The 18,276-nt window shown below is 57.7% G+C and carries 19 protein-coding genes; 8 read left to right on the top strand and 11 right to left on the bottom strand.

The annotated features are described in order from the left end of the window. Nucleotides 1-4 precede the first annotated feature (4 nt). The 4 genes from AB1E42_RS08605 to dusB form a co-directional block, all read right to left on the bottom strand. Nucleotides 5-2,191: an ATP-binding protein gene (locus AB1E42_RS08605; protein ID WP_368343838.1), complete on the bottom strand. Its 2,187-nt coding sequence runs from the start codon at nt 2,189-2,191 to the stop codon at nt 5-7. Nucleotides 2,192-2,352: 161 nt separating this feature from the next. Then, a complete protein-coding gene (locus tag AB1E42_RS08610) occupies nt 2,353-3,720 on the bottom strand; it encodes a response regulator (RefSeq protein WP_368343839.1) in 1,368 nt (455 codons plus the stop codon). Beyond that, on the bottom strand, nt 3,720-4,808 hold the full coding sequence (locus tag AB1E42_RS08615; RefSeq protein WP_368343840.1) for a nitrogen regulation protein NR(II): 1,089 nt from the start codon (nt 4,806-4,808) through the stop codon (nt 3,720-3,722). The genes AB1E42_RS08610 and AB1E42_RS08615 overlap by 1 nt, the downstream gene beginning before the upstream one ends. Next, nucleotides 4,805-5,797 (bottom strand): tRNA dihydrouridine synthase DusB, encoded by a 993-nt coding sequence (gene dusB, locus AB1E42_RS08620; RefSeq protein WP_368346398.1) that lies wholly within the window; start codon nt 5,795-5,797, stop codon nt 4,805-4,807. The genes AB1E42_RS08615 and dusB overlap by 4 nt, the downstream gene beginning before the upstream one ends. Before the next feature lie 182 nt (nt 5,798-5,979). Here dusB and AB1E42_RS08625 point away from each other — a divergent pair, with 182 nt between their 5' ends. The 4 genes from AB1E42_RS08625 (at nt 5,980) to AB1E42_RS08640 (ending at nt 9,431) form a co-directional block, all read left to right on the top strand. Beyond that, the gene (locus AB1E42_RS08625) at nt 5,980-7,137 is read left to right on the top strand and encodes a bifunctional 2-C-methyl-D-erythritol 4-phosphate cytidylyltransferase/2-C-methyl-D-erythritol 2,4-cyclodiphosphate synthase (protein ID WP_368343841.1); all 1,158 of its coding nucleotides are present in this window, start codon (nt 5,980-5,982) and stop codon (nt 7,135-7,137) included. Further along, nucleotides 7,134-7,622: a phosphatidylglycerophosphatase A gene (locus tag AB1E42_RS08630; RefSeq protein ID WP_368343842.1), complete on the top strand. Its 489-nt coding sequence runs from the start codon at nt 7,134-7,136 to the stop codon at nt 7,620-7,622. Before AB1E42_RS08625 ends, AB1E42_RS08630 begins: the two co-directional genes overlap by 4 nt. Next, the gene (locus AB1E42_RS08635) at nt 7,610-8,104 is read left to right on the top strand and encodes a CinA family protein (protein ID WP_368343843.1); all 495 of its coding nucleotides are present in this window, start codon (nt 7,610-7,612) and stop codon (nt 8,102-8,104) included. The genes AB1E42_RS08630 and AB1E42_RS08635 overlap by 13 nt, the downstream gene beginning before the upstream one ends. A 148-nt stretch (nt 8,105-8,252) precedes the next feature. After that, a complete protein-coding gene (locus AB1E42_RS08640) occupies nt 8,253-9,431 on the top strand; it encodes an ammonium transporter (protein ID WP_368343844.1) in 1,179 nt (392 codons plus the stop codon). A gap of 58 nt (nt 9,432-9,489) precedes the next feature. Here the strand turns inward: AB1E42_RS08640 and AB1E42_RS08645 are convergent, their stop codons facing one another. Next, nucleotides 9,490-9,933: a type II toxin-antitoxin system RatA family toxin gene (locus AB1E42_RS08645; protein WP_368343845.1), complete on the bottom strand. Its 444-nt coding sequence runs from the start codon at nt 9,931-9,933 to the stop codon at nt 9,490-9,492. A gap of 94 nt (nt 9,934-10,027) precedes the next feature. On the opposite strand from AB1E42_RS08645, the gene hpt reads away from it, so the two are divergent. Together hpt and AB1E42_RS08655 are read left to right on the top strand one after the other, a co-directional pair. Next, nucleotides 10,028-10,576, top strand: a complete 549-nt coding sequence (hpt, locus tag AB1E42_RS08650; RefSeq protein ID WP_368343846.1) for a hypoxanthine phosphoribosyltransferase — start codon at nt 10,028-10,030, stop codon at nt 10,574-10,576. Beyond that, nucleotides 10,573-10,749 carry a hypothetical protein gene (locus AB1E42_RS08655; RefSeq protein ID WP_368343847.1) on the top strand — a complete coding sequence of 59 codons (177 nt, stop codon included), beginning with the start codon at nt 10,573-10,575 and terminating at the stop codon, nt 10,747-10,749. The genes hpt and AB1E42_RS08655 overlap by 4 nt, the downstream gene beginning before the upstream one ends. A 321-nt stretch (nt 10,750-11,070) precedes the next feature. Here AB1E42_RS08655 and AB1E42_RS08660 read toward each other — a convergent pair whose 3' ends face one another. The 6 genes from AB1E42_RS08660 to AB1E42_RS08685 are packed head-to-tail and all read right to left on the bottom strand — an operon-like array spanning nt 11,071 to nt 16,217. Then, on the bottom strand, nt 11,071-12,018 hold the full coding sequence (locus AB1E42_RS08660; protein WP_368343848.1) for a carbohydrate kinase family protein: 948 nt from the start codon (nt 12,016-12,018) through the stop codon (nt 11,071-11,073). Continuing rightward, nucleotides 12,005-12,688, bottom strand: coding sequence for a class II aldolase/adducin family protein (locus AB1E42_RS08665; protein WP_368343849.1), 684 nt, complete (start codon nt 12,686-12,688; stop codon nt 12,005-12,007). The genes AB1E42_RS08660 and AB1E42_RS08665 overlap by 14 nt, the downstream gene beginning before the upstream one ends. Then, a complete protein-coding gene (locus tag AB1E42_RS08670; protein ID WP_368343850.1) occupies nt 12,685-12,990 on the bottom strand; it encodes a hypothetical protein in 306 nt (101 codons plus the stop codon). Before AB1E42_RS08670 ends, AB1E42_RS08665 begins: the two co-directional genes overlap by 4 nt. Continuing rightward, nucleotides 12,983-14,650 carry an acyl-CoA synthetase gene (locus tag AB1E42_RS08675; protein ID WP_368343851.1) on the bottom strand — a complete coding sequence of 556 codons (1,668 nt, stop codon included), beginning with the start codon at nt 14,648-14,650 and terminating at the stop codon, nt 12,983-12,985. Before AB1E42_RS08675 ends, AB1E42_RS08670 begins: the two co-directional genes overlap by 8 nt. Then, entirely contained in the window at nt 14,647-15,018 is a 372-nt protein-coding gene (locus tag AB1E42_RS08680; protein WP_368343852.1) for a Zn-ribbon domain-containing OB-fold protein, read from the bottom strand. Before AB1E42_RS08680 ends, AB1E42_RS08675 begins: the two co-directional genes overlap by 4 nt. Next, on the bottom strand, nt 15,015-16,217 hold the full coding sequence (locus tag AB1E42_RS08685) for a thiolase family protein (RefSeq protein ID WP_368343853.1): 1,203 nt from the start codon (nt 16,215-16,217) through the stop codon (nt 15,015-15,017). Before AB1E42_RS08685 ends, AB1E42_RS08680 begins: the two co-directional genes overlap by 4 nt. 76 nt (nt 16,218-16,293) lie before the next feature. Here AB1E42_RS08685 and AB1E42_RS08690 point away from each other — a divergent pair, with 76 nt between their 5' ends. Both AB1E42_RS08690 and AB1E42_RS08695 read left to right on the top strand, forming a co-directional pair. Beyond that, nucleotides 16,294-17,424, top strand: a complete 1,131-nt coding sequence (locus AB1E42_RS08690) for a hypothetical protein (protein ID WP_368343854.1) — start codon at nt 16,294-16,296, stop codon at nt 17,422-17,424. Between the two features lie 118 nt (nt 17,425-17,542). Next, nucleotides 17,543-18,268 carry a GntR family transcriptional regulator gene (locus AB1E42_RS08695; RefSeq protein WP_368343855.1) on the top strand — a complete coding sequence of 242 codons (726 nt, stop codon included), beginning with the start codon at nt 17,543-17,545 and terminating at the stop codon, nt 18,266-18,268. Nucleotides 18,269-18,276 lie beyond the last annotated feature (8 nt).

The raw sequence follows: 18,276 nt of genomic DNA on the forward strand, positions 1-18,276 counted from the left end.
ATCCTCATCCTTTTTCTTCACTGCCCGTGACGCTATTGGCTGCGGCTTCGAGTACTGGCAAAATCACAACGACCCGCGCGCCTGCGTGGCCGGTTCCATCGAAGGCCTCGGCGGTTTCCAGAACCAGAGTTCCGCCATGTTCCTCGATGATCTTCTTCACGATTGGCAAGCCGAGGCCGGTTCCCTTGTCGCGGGTGGTCACATAAGGCTCGAAAAGCTTTGCACGGTCCTCCGGCAGACCAATTCCGTTATCTTCGATCTGGATCCGTGCCGTGGCGCCATCGACCGTCAGGGAAACACGGATTTGCGGATCTACAGGAAGAGTAACAGACTTTTCTACCCTTGTTTCAATAGCTTCACCGGCATTCTTCAATAGATTTGTGAAGGCTTGAGTGATCATCGTCGCATCGATATCCGCCTCTATTTCTGCATCAGGCAGCGCGACAGTAAAGGCAACGTCGGGTTGCCCTGCCTCCTGTAGCGAGAGAACATCGGCGAGAACCGCGCGTAAATTATTGCGGATCCGATCGGGTTCCGGCATCCGCGCAAATTTTGAAAATTCATCAACAATGCGCCGCAAGTCATTGGTTTGCCTTACAATAACGTCGGTCATCTGAGCTAGATCAGCGCCATCATCGCCGAGCGCGGGCGTGAATTTGCGTTTGATCCGCTCGGCTGAAAGCTGGATCGGGGTGAGCGGGTTCTTGATCTCATGCGCAATCCTGCGCGCGACATCGCCCCAAGCGGCCAAGCGCTGTGCTGACACAAGGTTCGTGATGTCGTCAAAGGCGACGACATAGCCTTCCAGTTTGGCGTCGTCCCCGCGCCGCGTCGATAGCCGGACCAGAAGCGATTCCTGCTGACCGTTGCGGACCAAATTGATTTGATCTTGCACCACTTCGCGCCCTTCGGCGCGGAGACGGTCGAAGAGCGGGCCGAATTCAGGAACGGCAACAGAAAGCGCGTGTGTGCCATGATCATCTTTAGCGATATCAAGCAGACGCGTGGCGCTCTTGTTGACGAAAGCAATATCACCGGATGCATCAAGCCCAACCACACCGGAGGTGATGGAACTGAGAACAGAGTCGAACAAGCGCCCGCGCCGTTCGATCTGGCGGCTGTTTTCGACGAGACGGTCACGCTGCTCCCGCAATTGGGCCGTCATATCATTGAAGTTTTTGCCAAGAAGCGAAATCTCATCATCGCCGTCGTCTTCGATCACGCGGACGTTGAGATCCCCTGCACCGACCTGCTGCGAAGCCGTGACAAGGCGCCCAACGGGGCGCGAGAGACGCTCGGCAAACCACAGCCCAAGCCAAATGGCGGCGAGAATGAGGATCGCGGCAAAGCCAAGGTACAAGAGGCCAAACTCGAAGAGGAGACGCCCGCGATCCGCTTCAAGCTGCTCGTAGAGGCCAACTGTTTCGCGGGTATCGTCCAGAAGCGAGAGAATCTCGCCATCCACCTCGCGGCTAACGAAGAGGAAACGATCCACGAAGGTTTCCAGCGGGATCAGGGCGCGGAACTCGTTATTTTCCCAATCTTCGATAATTAGGATGCCCTCGCGCAGGGCAGTGTCGATCTCGGCGGACGTGACGGGTTCATAGTCAAAAAGATATGAGCGCGTGCCGCGGGCGGTTATCTCGCCTGCGCCATCCAGGACAAAGACTTCGCTCAAACCGCGTTCGATTTGCGCCTGTACTCTTCCGAGCGCTTGGCGTACCTCGCCGTCGCTCATGAAGAAGGTCGCCTGCCGCTCAGTGTTCAGATAGGCAGCAAGGGCCAGACCATCGCGCTGCAATTCGCTGCGGTGCTCTTCCTCATAGGCTTGTGCAGCACGAAGGGAGGTCGCGAGCACATTGCGCACGCGATCGGAAAACCAGCCTTCAAGACCGATATTGATGGAAAGGGTGGCGAAGACAGCGACGAGGATAGTTGGGATCAGCGCCAATAGCGCGAAAACACCTGTCAGGCGCAAGTGCAGCCGCGAGCCAGCAGATTTGGCGCGGCGGGCGGCAATCATGCGCGCAACCCGCTGCATGACCAGCGCTGCGATCAGCAAGACGTAGACCAAATCCGCAAGGAGCGTCAGCCTTAGCCCCAACGCACTGGCGCCTTGGTCAAGCGGCCCGAGCACGATAAATGTCAGCCCTGCGAGCACGGGACCGAGCACCACCAAGCTCAGCGTCAAGGCGTTTTGAACACCTTTACGCCGCCGCAAATGTGCGACACGAGATAAACTCAGACCAGTTCCCGCTCGTAGCAACAAATCCGCCTGTTCCGCGGGTGAACCCCGCTTTTTCATCACCGCGACTCATGGATGCGGCATGATGGACACATTGTGTTGCGGTTTTACATCAATTTGCGGCGGCGTGTCACCTCAATATCGAGGTCGGTGATCTTCTTTCGCAATGTATTGCGGTTAATCCCAAGAAGATCAGCGCATTTGGCCTGATTTCCGCCGGTTGCATCCAATGCGATTTCGAGCAGCGGGCCCTCAACTTCGCGCAAGATACGCTGATAAAGACCGGGTGGAGGCAATGCGCCGCCGTGCAGATCGAAATATCGGCGGAGGTGCCGCCCAACGGAGGCAGAAAGACGGTCGCCCTCGCTCTCCCCACGCAGCGGTTCCATTGCGGGCTGGTTGGAAAGCATCAGTTCCATTTCGGCGCGTGTGATCTCTTCTTCCGCGGCGGTCACAACGAGCCTGCGCATGGCGTTTTCCAGTTGCCGGACGTTACCCGGCCAGCTGTAGGCGCGGGTCAGATCGACAGCTTCCCGCCCTAGACGGCGTAGCGGGAAGCCATCTTTCTCGGCCTTCAACAGGAAGTGTTCAGCGAGGAGTGGAATGTCATCGACCCGCTCACGCAAGGCAGGAACAGCGAGGGTTACGCCGCTCAAACGGTAATAGAGATCTTCGCGGAAGGTGCCATTTTGAATACGGGTGGTCAGATCATCCTGACTGGTGGCCATAATCCGCGGAGAGGTATCATCAAGCACGTCCAACATACGAACGATCCGGCCTTGGGTCGCGTCATCGAGATCGCCCACTTCGTCAAACAGGATCGACCCGCTGCGAGCACGCGCAAGAACGCTGGCAGGGCCATCCATGCCTTGGAGATCAGAAGCGCTGACCACAACGAATGGCGCGTTACGACGATCCGAGAAATCATGGATTGCGCGCGCGATGAGGGATTTTCCGGTGCCGCTCTCGCCGGTAATCAGAACCGGCAACGGTGCGTTCATCACCCGCGCAACGACACGGTAGAGCGCCTGCATCGCTGGGGTCCGTCCGACCAGCGGTAGGTCTGTCGAGCGGTCATCAGGGATACTTTCGCGCTGGCTTGGCGCACGGCGCTTGACCTCTAACGCACGGGCCGCACGCTTCATCAGATCGGGGAGGTCGAACGGTTTAGGCAGGTAGTCATATGCCTCGGCCTCGGCGGCCTGAATGGCGGTCATGATCGTGTTCTGAGCGGAGATGATGATCACCGGCAGACCTGGCCGCGCTTCGGCGATCTTTGGCAACTGCTCAAGACCGTTGCCATCGGGCATGACGACATCCGAGATGACCAGATCGCCTTTTCCCTCTTCGACCCAGCGCATCAGGGTCATCATGGAGGAGGTGGCGTGTACCTTGCATCCAGCGCGGGTCAGCGCTTGGGTGAGCACAGTACGAATGGTGCGGTCATCATCAGCGACCAAGACGGTCCCGTCCATCAGCTGTCTCCTTTATCGGAAGTGTGGGAAAGGTCGCGGGGCACAAGGGGCAAGGAAATGCGGAACACCGTTTTGCCCGGAGAAGAATCGACAGATATCCAACCTCCGATATCGCCAATGAGTTTTGACACCAGCGCAAGGCCAAGGCCGGTGCCGTTCTCGCGCCCTGAGACGAAAGGCTCGAATACATCGCCCGCGATCTCGGGCGGCAAACCGGGGCCATCGTCGACCACCTCGACCTGAAGCGGCAATCTTGCGTGGTTGCCATCCGCCCGACGGATGCGCAGCGACGGATCGTAGAATGTACGCAAGCGGATGGAGCCGCCGTCCCCGCCTGCCTCGGAGGCGTTCTTCAGCAAGTTGAGAAAGACCTGAAGCAGTTGATCGCCGTCCGCGAAGGTTGGAGGCAGGGATGGGTCGTAATCCTCGATGAACATCATATGCGCCCCGAAGCCCACGGACGCGGACTGACGTGCGCGGTCGAGCACATCGTGGATGTTGACGGGTCTGCGCTCAGCCGGACGGAGATTGCCAAACTGTTCGACCTGCTCGAGCAGCTTCACGATGCGGCGGCTTTCTTCGACGATGAGATCGGTCAATTCCTGATCCTCGGGCGGCAGGTTCATTGACAAAAGCTGCGCGGCGCCGGTGATACCTGCGAGCGGGTTCTTGATCTCGTGCGCGAGCATTTCGGCCATGCCGATGGCGGATTTCGCGGCTCTGCCGGAATGGGCATTCGTCGTCATTCGGCTCGCGATTTCGCGGGGGCTGATCATCATGATCATGATGTTGTCGCTGCCGGTCAGAGGGGCGAACTGGATGTTGCATTGCATAGGCGGGCGCTCGCCGGAGCCGACATCCACATCATTAACGAAGAGCGAGGAGAGATTGGCGCGCGCGCGGACGAAGGCCTCCTCGAGCGGACTGTCGATCATCACCTTGTCCCAAACCGGCGCACCGATCAGGGATTTGGCGGAGAGGTTGAGAAAGCTTTCAGCGGCGGGGTTGGTGTCGAGAATGCGATCATCCGCACCAAGCAGCAAAGCGGGGACAGGAAGAGACACCCAGAGAGGTTTATCGACAATCATACTGGCTCACTTTCCGGACAGAGCAGCGCGTCTTCAAGGTTCAAAAACACCTCTTTGGGGGAGGCCGTAAGGATTTTGCGACGCAGCGAAGCGGGTGTGCCCGCGTCGTCCATGTACCAACCCAGATGTTTGCGGGCGACGCGGGAACCGAGATCAGTGCCGTAGAAGGAGAGCATCGCTTCATAATGGCCTTTCACCATCTCGACGAGCGCCGCGCCGCGCGGGATCACCGGAGCGGGTGTGCCAAAAAGCCGAAACGCGATCAGAGCCGGCATCCAAGGGCGCCCCTGCGCCCCACGACCGACCATCACACCAGATGCACCAGACGCCGACATCGCTTGCAACGCTGCTGCTGCATCGGTGATGTCGCCATTGGCGATGACGGGAATTTTCACCGCCGTGACGACCGCACGGATCGCAGCCCAATCGGCCCTGCCCTTGTAAAATTGACAGCGGGTGCGGCCATGAATCGTGAGCATCTTAACTCCGGCGGCCTCTGCCCGCGCGGCCAGTTCAGGGGCGTTGAGCAGCGTATCATCCCAACCAAGGCGCGTTTTGAGCGTTACGGGGATGGAAACGGCGCTGACGACCGCTTCGATCAAAGACACCGCGTGATCGAGATCCTTGAGAAGGGCCGAGCCGGAGTAGCCGTTCGTGACCTTCTTTGCGGGGCATCCCATGTTGATGTCGATCAGACGGGCGCCCTGCCCTTCGAGCTGGCGCGCGGCTTCGGCCATCCAATAGGCTTCGCGGCCCGCGATCTGCACGGCGGTACGCGCTTGATCTGCGCCGATCTCGGCGCGTTCGCGAACGCCGGGCCTGGCCTGCACCATTTCCTGGCTGGCGACCATCTCCGAGACGACCCAGCCAACTCCAAACCGCGCGACAAGCTGACGGAAAGGCAGATCAGTGATCCCGGCAAGCGGCGCAAGCGCCACTGGCGGCTCAAGAATGAGATCTCCTATTGAAAGCGGGGCGGGTTGCACAATTCTTCACCGGTTGACGCGACTACAGATCATGTAGACGCCCAATCGACGGGCTACAATCAAAACAGTGCATTTTTTGTGCATAAATATTACTTTGCCTATTTTTTAACCACAAACATTTCTGAACAATCTATTTCATCGCCAGCATCCGGAAAGTATGAGAACGCAATGAGAGTGGAGTTGGCATGACGACAGATGCGGTCATCGTTGCGGCGGGACGCGGCATCCGCGCAGGCGGCGGGATACCGAAGCAATGGCGGATGCTCGCCGGACGACCCGTGCTCACGCATGCCTTCGAGGCGCTTGCAAATTTGGCTGAGATCCGCCGCATCGCCATCGTGGTCCACAAAGACGACATGCAGCAAGCTACAGAAATATTGGGGCATTCTGGCGCCCTGCTCGTGGCTGGCGGGGCCAATCGAGACGACTCCGTACGCGCTGGCTTGGCGGCGCTCGCGGCATATGACGACCGACCCAAAAATGTACTCATACATGACGGCGCCCGCCCCAACCTGCGGCCGGAAGTCACCCGCCGCGTACTGGCAGCGCTCGAAACCGCCGCCGCCGCCGCGCCGGCGATTCCGGTAAGTGACGCGCTGTGGAAGGGCGAGTTCGGCCATGTGCGTGGCGTTGTCCCGCGTAACGCTCTGTTTCGGGCGCAAACACCGCAGGGATTTCACTTCGAGGCAATCTATGCAGCACATCAAGAGCAGGACACGCCTGCTGCTGACGATGTGGAAGTGGCGCGGCGTGCGGGGATGGACGTGGTCATCGTGGAAGGCGACGAGGCCAACATTAAAATCACGCGGCCCGAGGATTTTGCACTTGTGGCGCCCTTTCTGAAAGCGACGGTTGATATGGATATACGCACGGGCAATGGCTACGATGTTCACCGCTTCGGGGAAGGCGATCATGTTTGGCTTTGTGGGGTAAAGGTGCCGCACATCAAGAGCCTAATCGGTCATTCGGATGCGGATGTGGGCATGCACGCAATTACTGATGCGATTTATGGCGCGCTTGGCAAAGGCGACATTGGACAGCATTTCCCACCGTCCGACCCGCAATGGAAAGGCGCGGAAAGCCATATCTTCCTCCGGCATGCTTGCGCTTTGGCCACGGAAATGGGCTACCGTATTTCAAACGTTGATTGCACTTTGGTCTGCGAGCAGCCCAAGATCGGCCCGCATCAGGCGGCCATGCGCGGAGCCCTCGCCGAGATCATGCAGCTTGATGAGAGCCGGATCGGGGTGAAGGCGACCACTTCCGAAAAACTGGGCTTCACCGGACGTGAAGAAGGCATTGCGGCACTGGCCACCGCCACATTGATCGGGAAGAGCGAATGAACAAACTGATCGCGACAGTCTGCTACACTGGATACCTCAGGCCGGCGCCGGGGACATGGGGATCACTGGCGGCATTGCCTCTCGCGTGGCTGATCTATGAAGCGGGCGGTTATTGGCTGCTCATTGTTTTGGGTGTTGTGGTGTTCTTCGCAGGGGTGAAGGCAACAGAACATATGGCCGCAGAAACCGGCGATCACGATCCTTCATGCGTGGTGGTTGATGAAGTTGTCGGCCAGTGGGTGGCGCTGTTGCCAGTCGTAATTGGTGCCAGCAATGCGCAGGTGGAGATCACGGCCCTCTGGCCCGGCTGGGTCGCGGCCTTTATCCTGTTCCGGCTGTTTGACATCTGGAAGCCCGGGCCGATCGGCTGGGCCGACCGGAAGGAAACCGCGGTGGGCGTGATGCTCGACGATGTTTTCGCAGGTATTTTCGCGTCGATTGGAGTGGTGGTCTTGGCAGGTGTTGCGCATCTATGGCTGATGTAGCGCCCCTCGGACAGCGCCTCTTGGAAAAGGCTCGGATGGCAGGTGTGCAGATCGCCACTGCCGAGAGCTGCACCGGCGGCATGGTGGCAGCGGCGATAACTGATTGGGCCGGCAGCTCTGCCATTTTCGACCGCGGCTTCGTCACCTACACCAATGAAGCGAAACAGGAGATGCTTGGTGTATCCGCAACGACGCTCGATGCGCATGGCGCCGTCTCGGAGCCGGTTGCGCGGGAAATGGCGCACGGCGCCCTGAAGAATTCCAACGCGACAGTCGTTGTCTCAATCACCGGCATCGCAGGGCCAGGTGGATCTGAGTTCAAGCCCGAGGGACGGGTCTGTTTCGGCCTCGCCTCAGATGGTCGCTGCCAGACCGAAACGATAGAATTCGGCGCGTTGGGGCGTGCGGAGGTACGGACGAAAGCCCGCGATCATGCGCTGGAACTCCTCCTCACAGCCTGCGAACACGTTTTGGCTAAATAACGCGCACCTGCCCTAAATTACGCCTTCTTTTTAGGCTTTTTCAGAATTGCGTATGTTTTTGGCACTTAATCTAAACATTGCTTCTTTTCTCCGCTGTTGGTTCGGGCTTTCTGCCCCAAAATCAAGATAACCTCGGAAGGAAAGATCCATGAACGGAGCAGATACCGCCTGGATTATTGTGGCAACGGCACTTGTCCTCTTCATGACATTGCCGGGCCTTGCGCTCTTTTACGGCGGGCTTGTGCGTGCACGAAATGTGCTCAGCGTATTTATGCACTGCTACGCGATTGCCTGTTTGATGAGCATTTTGTGGTTGGTTGCCGGCTACTCTATCGCCTTTGGCGACGGTAACGCGATCTGGGGCGGGCTTGGTAAGATGTTCTTGAACGGCATCACGGCCGACAGTCTGTCAGGCACTTTGCCAGAGGTGCTCTTCTTTGCCTTCCAGATGACTTTTGCGATTATCACGCCCGCGCTGATTGTCGGCGCTTATGTGGAACGGATCGGTTTCGGTTTTGTGTTGCTGTTCTCTGCTTTGTGGATGCTGTTCGTTTATGCGCCAGTGACACACTGGATCTGGGGCGGTGGGTTCCTCGCCGATGGCGGGATCTTCGGTGAAACCGGCGTGAAGGACTTTGCCGGTGGCATCGTCGTTCACGAAACGGCGGGTATCGCCGCGCTCTTGCTGGCTGTCTTCCTTGGACCGCGCAAAAACCGCACCACACCACCGCATAACCCTGGGATTGTGATGATCGGTGCCGCGATGCTTTGGGTTGGTTGGTTCGGCTTCAATGGCGGGTCGCAATTGGCGGCTGATGGTGGAGCGGCGATGGCACTGACCGTGACGCATATCTCTGCCGCGACTGCGTCTCTTTCTTGGGCGCTGTGGGAAAAGATCAAGTTTGGCCGCGCATCGCTTGTTGGCATCGTGACAGGAACGATTGCCGGTCTGGCCTCGATCACGCCTGCATCCGGCTTTGTTGGCCCCGTTGAGGCGCTGGTCATTGGCGCGATTGCTGGTGTGCTGTGTCAGGAAGCGGTCAATGTGATCCGGAACTGGCTCAAGATCGACGATACGCTAGACGTTTTTGCAGTACATGGCGTTGGTGGCATTTTTGGAACGATCATGATTGCGGCCTTCGGCGCTGGCAGCTGGGCGGCGCAGCTGGGCAGCTTGATTATCGTCGGTGTGTTTACCATTGTTGCGACGTCGGTTCTGATCATGATCGTGAAAGCGATCACGCCGCTGCGGGTTGATCAGGAGACAGAGACAAACGGTCTGGACCTGAGCGTCCACGGAGAACGGGCCTACGAATTCAATTCGTAATCCGCCAAAACTTTTCGAAGCCGGCTCCGTTTCGACGTGGGGCCGGCTTTTTTGTGCCTTAGCCGTAAAGCTCTTTGGCGCGCGCCTCGAAGGCAGAAACGATGCGGTGCATAGCCTCGTTGAAGAACATGCCTGCCGCGCCCTGTAGAAGGCGGTTCTTGAACTCGAAATCGACCGAGAAGAACACCTCGCAACCGCCTGCGCATTCCGTGAACTGCCAAGTGCTTTCAAGGTGGTGGAACGGGCCATCAATGTATGACGTGTCGATTTTCTTCACGTCACGCCAAAGTACCACGCGACTGCCAAACGACTCGCGGAACACTTTGAAACTCACCACTAGATCCGCGAGCATAATCTCATAATCTTCGTGTTGGGTTCGTGAGCGGATGCGGGCGGCCGCGGTCCAGGGGAGGAACTTCGGGTAGCTGGCGACATCCGCGACGAGATCGTACATTTGCTGCGCGCTGTACGGTAGTTTTCTCGTTTCGGAATGCTTGGGCATGCGGCTCGGTCTTCGTCTGGATTGCGTTACCGTGATGTCGTAGAGATGGGTGTGGAAATCAACCCATGAATCGAAAGACAAAGGAAGACTGTCCATGTCCAAGCCAGCATATGTCATCGACGAGATGATCTCGGCAAAATCCATTGCCGCACGGATCGAAGAGTTGGCGCGAGACATTAGCAGCGAGTTTGAAGATACCGACAAGCTTGTAGTCGTCGGACTTTTGCGAGGGTCTTTCGTCTTTATCGCCGATCTCGTGCGGGAGTTGGACTTGCCCATCGAGGTCGATTTCATCGAGGCGTCATCATATGGCGACGGAATGGAATCGACACGAGAGGTGCGAATTCTTAAAGACTTACGCGGGCAGATCGAGGGGCGTGATGTGCTTGTTGTCGAGGATATCGTCGATACAGGGCATACGCTTTCGCATATCACGGAATATCTCGGAACGCGCCACCCTGCCCGCCTCCGCACCATTGCGCTCTTGGATAAGCCAGCGCGGCGGGAGGTGGATTTCAAAGCGGATTGGACCGGTTTTGAGATCCCTGATGAGTTCGTTGTCGGTTACGGGATCGACTACGCCCAGCGGAACCGCAACTTGGGCTTTATTGGCAAGGTGCGTTTCGTCGGCGAGGATGGATGAACCAGATCCGGCTGCTCCTTCGCGCCAAACGGTTAGCGCAGAACCCGCCGCCGGCGCGGAAGGCGGCTTTTGTATTGGCGGTCATTTTGATCTTTGTGGGCATGGCTATGGCTGAAAAGGCGGGTTGGTTGCCAGAATGGTTCGCCACAAAACCACTCATGCTGATCGTCTGACGGAGGCAGTGCTGCCGATGCGCATCGCAAGGATGGGGGAATTGGGGGCACGCAATTCTGGTGTAGAGCCAGCGACGAAACACCTGCCGATCATTGCGTCCGAACTCACGCAGAGCTGACCGTAACACGGCATCAAATTTCTCAGGGTTTGCACCGCGGATGATCGTAGGACTGGTACTTGAGTGCTTATATGGGGCGCATTTCGCCCTACCATGAAGCACCGCCTTACCCTGCCCACCTCGAGCTAAGTTTCTCTAATTGGAGCCGATGTAGGCGTTGCCGTCTGATCAGATCCCTCGCCGATTTGATCCGATAGAACCCCTATTGACGAAGCGGCCAAGTGTTCATCGCCTCAATCGTATCCTCAAAGGAGGAAAGCTGGCCCATTGAACCCAAACCCATCGCAACTTTCGCGGCTACAGCGTTTGCAAAACGGGCAGCTTCTCGGATTGACCACCCCTTGGACAGACCAACGATGATTCCGGCGGTGAAGCTGTCACCGCAGCCAGTGGTATCGACCACATCTATTTCGTGTGCGGGGAGATGAAATGGCGCGCCCTCTTCCGGATCGACCCAAACGCCATCACCTTCTAGGGTTAGAATGGCGTTCCTGACACCTTGCGACTTGAACCATCGCGCCACGGTTGCAGGATCCGTTTCGCCCGCCATCGCCGCCGCCTCAACGATCGAGGGGACAAAATAGTCGATGTAGGGCAGCAAAGGCTTCACACAGGCAATCGTTTCTGGCGTGGCTTGGATCAGGTCAAAGACGGTGGTGCGGCCCAGTTCCCGCGCGCGCTTAAGAAGCGCCAGCGAGGGTGCCCCATCAAGTGCCGTCAGCAAACCACTGCCGCCAAGGTGGATAATCTCGGCGTCTAGAACATCGTCAAATTGCTCTGGTGTAATTGTAAGCGTCTCGGTCGTACCTGGAACGAAGAAACCCGAACGCGATCCGTCTGGCCGGATTGGTAACATGCTGGCAGAAGTCTGAATGGTGTCGTCAATTTGAATCAAGTCAGTATTGACGCCGTATGCTGCGATCTTCCGGCGAAGGAACTCACCCATGTCATCATTTCCGACGCGCGCGACCAGTTGTCCGTTCAATCCCAGAATTGCGCAATCGACCGCTGTTGCTCCCGCCGTTCCAGCGACCGTCATCGTGATTTGCTCAACAAAGGTCGCGCCACCTGGTGGCGGCATTTCTTCAGCGTAGCGACAAAGAACGTCGAGGACCACGAATCCGACGGCGGAAAAATCATGGCTTGGCATCTGCGGGCTCCTTCTTGGCAGTGTCGCTGAGGCCGTAGCCTGCAATCTTGTCGATAACGTCCTGAATTTGCTGATCCGATAACAGTGGAGGCTCGCCGATTTGCAAGGCTCCGTGATATTGCCGCGCCAGCGTCTCTAGCTCGGTCGCCATCCAAAATGCTTGCTCCATGGAGGAGCCGACGGCGATCATCCCATGGTGCTCAAGCAGACAAGCGGTGCGATCTTTCAATGCAGATACCGCAAAATCCGAAAGCTCCTGACTGCCGTAAATCGCGTATGGGGCCACGCGGATGTTTGGCCCGCCGAAGATGGCCATCATGTAGTGAATTGCAGGAATTTCGCGGCCGTGGATTGATAGAACCGTGCAATAAGTCGGATGCGCATGCACAACCGCCATCACATCCGGTCGCGCAGCCAAAATATCGTGATGGAACCGCCACTCGCTCGACGGGTTCCAGCGGCCTGTCGCCTCTCCGCCGAATGCAACATAAACAATATCTTCCGGGGTCATGCTGTCGTAGGGGCGCGAAGCGGGCGAGATCAACATTCCATCCCCGTGCCGAATGGAAATGTTCCCAGAGGTGCCCTGATTTAGCCCGCTGCTGTTCAACTTGCGGCAATGCTCGATGATTGACGCGCGTTTCTTGAGTTCTTCTGGATCAGTCGTCATCGATGATGGATCCTTCCATTGATAGAGCGGCTCCCTCGGTATTCAGCGTGAAAACGGGCGCGCCCGCGATCACCCGCCGATATGGCCATCCAAGGGACAGCATCAAACGCATCTTTTGCCCCCGTCAACGCGACGCTTGGTTCATCAGCGCCAAGCTGCACGATCGTTGTCACGCCACCTCCATCGGATGGGTTCAAAACATTGATGGCGTCGGCACTTTCACCTTTTTCCGCGCTTGTGCGGAGGGTTTGTCCGGCGGGGCTAAAGACCGCACTTTTCGGGAAGAGTGCATGGTTAGACATGAGACATCATCCGTGCCTGTTCCCTTTCGCGCAGGGCGCGCCGGCTGATCTTGCCAGAAGATGTCAACTCGAAAGCATCGACGAACTCGACCTCTCGCGGAGCCTTATAGCCAGCCAATCGGGTCTTTACATGGTCCTTCAGCGACTGGGCCAGAGCGTCATCGCCTGTCACACCTGCCCGCGTTTTGACGATTGCTTTGACGATGGACCCTCGGTCGAGATCAGGCTTTGCGATCACCGCTACCTCTGCGACGCTCCCGTGCGAAAGAAGACATTCCTCAATCTCAGCCGGGCCGATGCGGTATCCAGACGACTTGATGAGATCGTCTGACCGCCCCTTGTACCAAAAATACCCGTCTTCATCCCGTATCGCGAGATCATGCGTGCGCCAGTAGTCGCCCAGCTTCATCTCGTCGGTCTTTTCCGAATTGTTGTAATAGCCAAGGAATTGGGTTGGCGAGCTTAGTGGCGTCACCACTTCACCAGGTTCACCATCGGCAACTTCCTGACCGTCCGCGTCAACCAGAAGAACCTTGTGGCCGGGATAAGCGCGCCCCATCGACCCCGGCTTGCGCGGGTAGAGCGCGGCGCAGTTTCCAATCAGGTGATTGACCTCGGTCATGCCGTAGAACTCGTTGCACACGACACCCAGTTTGGTTTCGGCCCAGTTGAGCGTTTCGGAGGCCAGTGCCTCGCCGCCGGTGCAGATGACCCGCAGTGACAGATCATACTGCTCGCGAGGGTTGGCTATTTGAGCCAACCGTTTGATTGCCGTGGGGGCGAGAAATGTATGCGTAACACGGTGCCGGCTCATGAAATCGTAGGCATATTCAGCGTTGAACCGCTCGAGCGAGGTCACAACAGGTCGCCCTGCCATCCACGCAGGAAACAGCATATCAAGCAGGCCACCGACCCAAGCCCAATCAGACGGTGACCAGAATACAGCGTCCTCATCCTCAATCGAAAGGTCAAAGAACAAATTTATCGAGGGCGTATAGGCAGCAAGAATACGATGCGCATGAATGATGCCCTTTGGCTTGCCGGTGGAACCCGAGGTATACATCAACAGGGCTGGGTCATTGGCCCCGCCAAACGCTGGCTCAAAGTCATCTGGAACCGTGTTCATTGCCGCTTCAAGGTCAAAATCGTCCGCGCCGGGATCACGCATAAGGACGTGAGTCAGATGCGGAAAGGTTTCTGACCTCAGGGGCTCCCATGCAGTGCGACACGTCAGGATAACGGCTGCCTCACAATCGTTAAGCGCATGTGCCAATGTATCGGGGCCATAAAGCTGCGATAGAGTCACTGCGATACCGCCGATTTTGCAGATTGCCATATGGCCAATCGCCGTATCGGGATGCTGCCCAGTATGAAGCGCGACCGGATCACCTTTGCCATACCCCAGATCCCGAAGTTTCGCAGCAAGCCCAGTGGCGGCGGCATCCACTTCCGCGAATGTCATTCGAATGACGTTGCCTTCGCTGTCTTCAAAGATCATCGCGGGGCGGTCACGATGCTCCGGATCAAGATATCGCCCAACGGTGGCGCCGTAGAGGTTGTAGTCCGCTGGCCATGTAATATCGAAATACCCCTCTGAGTTTTTCATCAGATTGAGTTCGGCCAAGCGGTCTTGGCCGAGGGTTTCGAGCGCATTGGTCATCTGGTGTCATCCGATTCCAGCTGTAGAGAGGGGGGGCCGTCGATACTGGCGCGCAATCTGCCAAGTTCCGCGCCGAATGGCAGGTGGTCGGCGCGTAGCACCGTGGAGCCTTCAGCCCCTTCGAACTGGGCGAGCACAAAATCACCATCGGCCCCGGACGTGCGAAAGAGGACTTCTGCACGTCCCGAAAGGGAGATCCAGCTATCCGATTGCGCGCGACAGTTGGGACATGTTCGAAGAGGCGGGAAACGAGATGAGTGGCACGCCGAGCAATGTGATGCCACGGCCTGACCCTTGCGAAGGCCATCGATCCAAGGGCTCAACCAGCCTTCAGCCAGTTCATAGTCAAGCGTAAGTCGGTGTTTCATGCATTCGCCCCCGCGCCCAGAACCGTGACAGCACAGGTTGTGGCAAGGCCACCGTGGGACTCGGCCAGAGCATAACCAAGGGGGGACTTTGGCTGTAAATCCGGATGGTAGCGCCCCTCTAGGAGTAGAGCACAGGTTGCCGCTTGGCCCACTCCGGTTGCGCCCACCGGCGCGCCCTGCCCCATAAGACCGCCGGACAGGTTGATGGGACACGCCCCGTCTGCGTCAAATACCCCGTCACGCAGGGCCGCGAGGGGATCATCGACAAGGCCAAGCGCGGCAATCGCCTGCAATTCGGCACCTGCATAGGCGTCGTAGACTTCGGCCAGAGCAATGTCGGAAGCGCTGATGCCTGCCATTGCCAGCCCGCGCGCAGCGGCGTTGGACTTGGCCCTAAAGAAACCCGGAGCGGACCGGTGCCCCAGCCCCGGTAGGTCCGATCCAGCGCCAAGCCCCATGATCAGCGGCGCGACGTCCTTACGGGCCTCAGGCGCTGCATCCTCGGAGCAAAGGATGAGGGCGGCAGCGCCATCACTTAGCGGCGAACAATGCAGGCGCCGATACGGTGAAGCAATCAGCGGTGAGGCGTTGATTTCAGCGAAACTATGATCTCTTGGAAGATGTGCGCCAGGATTGTGCTGCGCATTCCTGCGGTTTTTGGCGGTAATGAGGGCAAGATCCTCTTCGGACCCTCCGGTCACCGCCGCGAAAGCCTGCCATGACAGTGCATATAACGCGGTCGATGTGGCGCCCGACAAGCCATCGGTCCAAAAATCAAAAGAGTAGCCATATAATTCTCGGATACTGTAGCCGCCGAGCGCACTCGCCGAAGGATCGACCCCCACGACCGCCACCCGCTTGGACCGCCCCGACAGGATCCGCTCAACCCCAGCATGGACCGCGAATTGTCCAGACCCGCCACCGCCCTCAACACGAAGTGTCGCGGCACCTACCAGGCCAAGATCTTGCGCGAGCACGGATGCAGGGTTGAGCTGCAAGGTGAAAAAGTCGCTCTCAGAAGATACGATCAGGGCGTCGATGTCACCGGGACCAAGACCCGACATCTGCAGCGCGTTGGTGAACGCCTGAAGCGACCAATCGCGAAAGCTCGATCCATCGCGTCGCCGGTTGAATGGCGTCAATGCTGCTCCGATCACGAGAACCAAGGTCTGTTCCTCCTGACTTTTATATTGACTCATAAAATTTGTTCATACAAGTCTGTATACGCAAATCGCTTTGGAGACCCAAGGCTTGACGGGTTCTAACCAATCTTGGATGAACGCCACCCTGCCGATCTTGGGCTGCTTCGGTGGCGGCAGCCTCTATGGTTGGTCCGGCTTATCACCGACCGTACAGATCGCGTTCAACGTCGGCAGCGGGCTGGCATCGATGGTTTTTTCGTTTGCGCTCGCGAGCTTCACAATCGGTGTATTGCTCAGCCCAATGCTGTTAGGCCGCATTCCGAGCCGTTACCGCCTTTCCTTCGCAACGGCGCTCGCAGCGGCGAGCCTTGCCGCCTCATGCGTGGCGCCAAGTTTTGGCATATTTGTAGTGACCTACGGCATTGGGTTCGGGTTTTCGTCGGGCGCCATTTACAGCCTTGCGATTGCACATGCCTCTGCATCGCGCCGCCCAAATCTCTTCGTGCCGATTAGCGTGGCGGCTTTCGGATTAGGTGGTGCGGTTTTTGGCCCGATGGGCATCTGGCTCGCCGCGCTGGGCTGGTCAGTTTGGTCGACGCTCCCAGCACTATGTTGCCTCGCATTTGTTGCGACCGCCAACTTGCTAACCACGCAAAAACCACACGAATACAGTTTAGTAGCTGATAATAAACATATTTTTGTCAATCCAGGCAGGACAATCCTGATACTCTGGATGGTTTTCGCGACTGGATCATGCGCCGGCTTGATCGTCCTAGGGCTGGCATCGAACTTCTTAGTAACGAACCCCGCAAGCCAAGCCGCCGCGATCTTTGCAGCTGCCGCTGGCAACACAGCAGGCAGACTTTCGGCCTCGGCAGTTGCCTCTTGGTGCGGCCCAAAGCCGGGCATCCTGGGCGCCCTCTCGGCCTCGATACTATCTTTGACCGCTCTCGGCTTTGCCACGGCTCCGGTCATGATCGTGGCGTGGCTGTTCTTAATAGCTTTTTCCTACGGTCAAGTCGCATCTCAAACGCCTTTGCTCGTATCGAGGCACTTCTCTGGTTCAGCGTTTCCAAGTGCTTTTGGCTGGGTATTCACGGGCTGGGGCGTCGCAGGATTGCTCGGCCCGTGGGGCGCCGGCTGGGTGCTGGAGATGACGGGCGACCTGCGTTTTGCGCTCCTTGGATGCATCTTGATTTGCCTTCTTGGCCTTTGGCTCACCATCCGCCTTCCCGAACCCAAAGCGAAGATTGCGGAAGGATAATTCATATTGACAGGTTTAATTTGTTAATACTAATGTGAATCGACAACGATAGCTGGGGAACCCGCCTTCGACTTTACGCAGAACCGAGAACGTCATCCGTGACCTGGGAGGAAGCTCTATGGAAAATGCAAAGTACAAACAGGTTCAGGATGAAATTCTAAGCCGGTTGCAGTCCGGTCAGTATGTCATTGGAATGCGCCTTCCCACCGAAAGCGAAATGTCCAAGTCCTTCGGGGTCAGCCGTGTCACCGTGAGAAAAGCGCTAGAGCTGTTGGTGCGCGATGGGTATCTGACCTCTCGTCAAGGCAGCGGCTACAATGTTGCGGCAGTATCTCCGCCCACGACGACCTGCCTTGCGTCTTACACGGATCAGATCCTTCGCGAGGGTCGCGTGCCGGGCGCGAAACTCCTGCGTTTGGAGGCGCATGCGGAACAAGTGCCCGCGTCGGTAAAGAGCTTCTTTGATGAGCCATTGTCGATGGTCGAGCGATTGCGAACCGTGGATGGGCAGCCGACGATGCTCACCCAGACCTGGATCCCACGGCGCCGCGCACCGAGAATTCTCGAGAGCGACTTTCCGGAGTCGGGTCAAAACCAATCGATTTTGCGCATCTTGCGACAGGTCTTTGAGTTGGCGTGGACCAGCGCCTGCGAGTCTATGGACAGCATAATCCCAGACCCTGAGATGGCGCGGCTGTTAAAGCTCGAACCTGGCACACCGATCCTGTCCCAAGCATGTACCGCCTTCGATTCAGATGGGCGTCCGGTTTTCTTCGATCAGGTCTATCGCAAAGGACCAATAACATTTGATCTGGCTGGGCCTGCCCCTCGCCAGACTTCCTGAGTGATCAG

The organism is Pelagovum sp. HNIBRBA483 (assembly GCF_040931995.1).
Taxonomy (GTDB): Bacteria; Pseudomonadota; Alphaproteobacteria; order Rhodobacterales; family Rhodobacteraceae; genus JAEPMR01.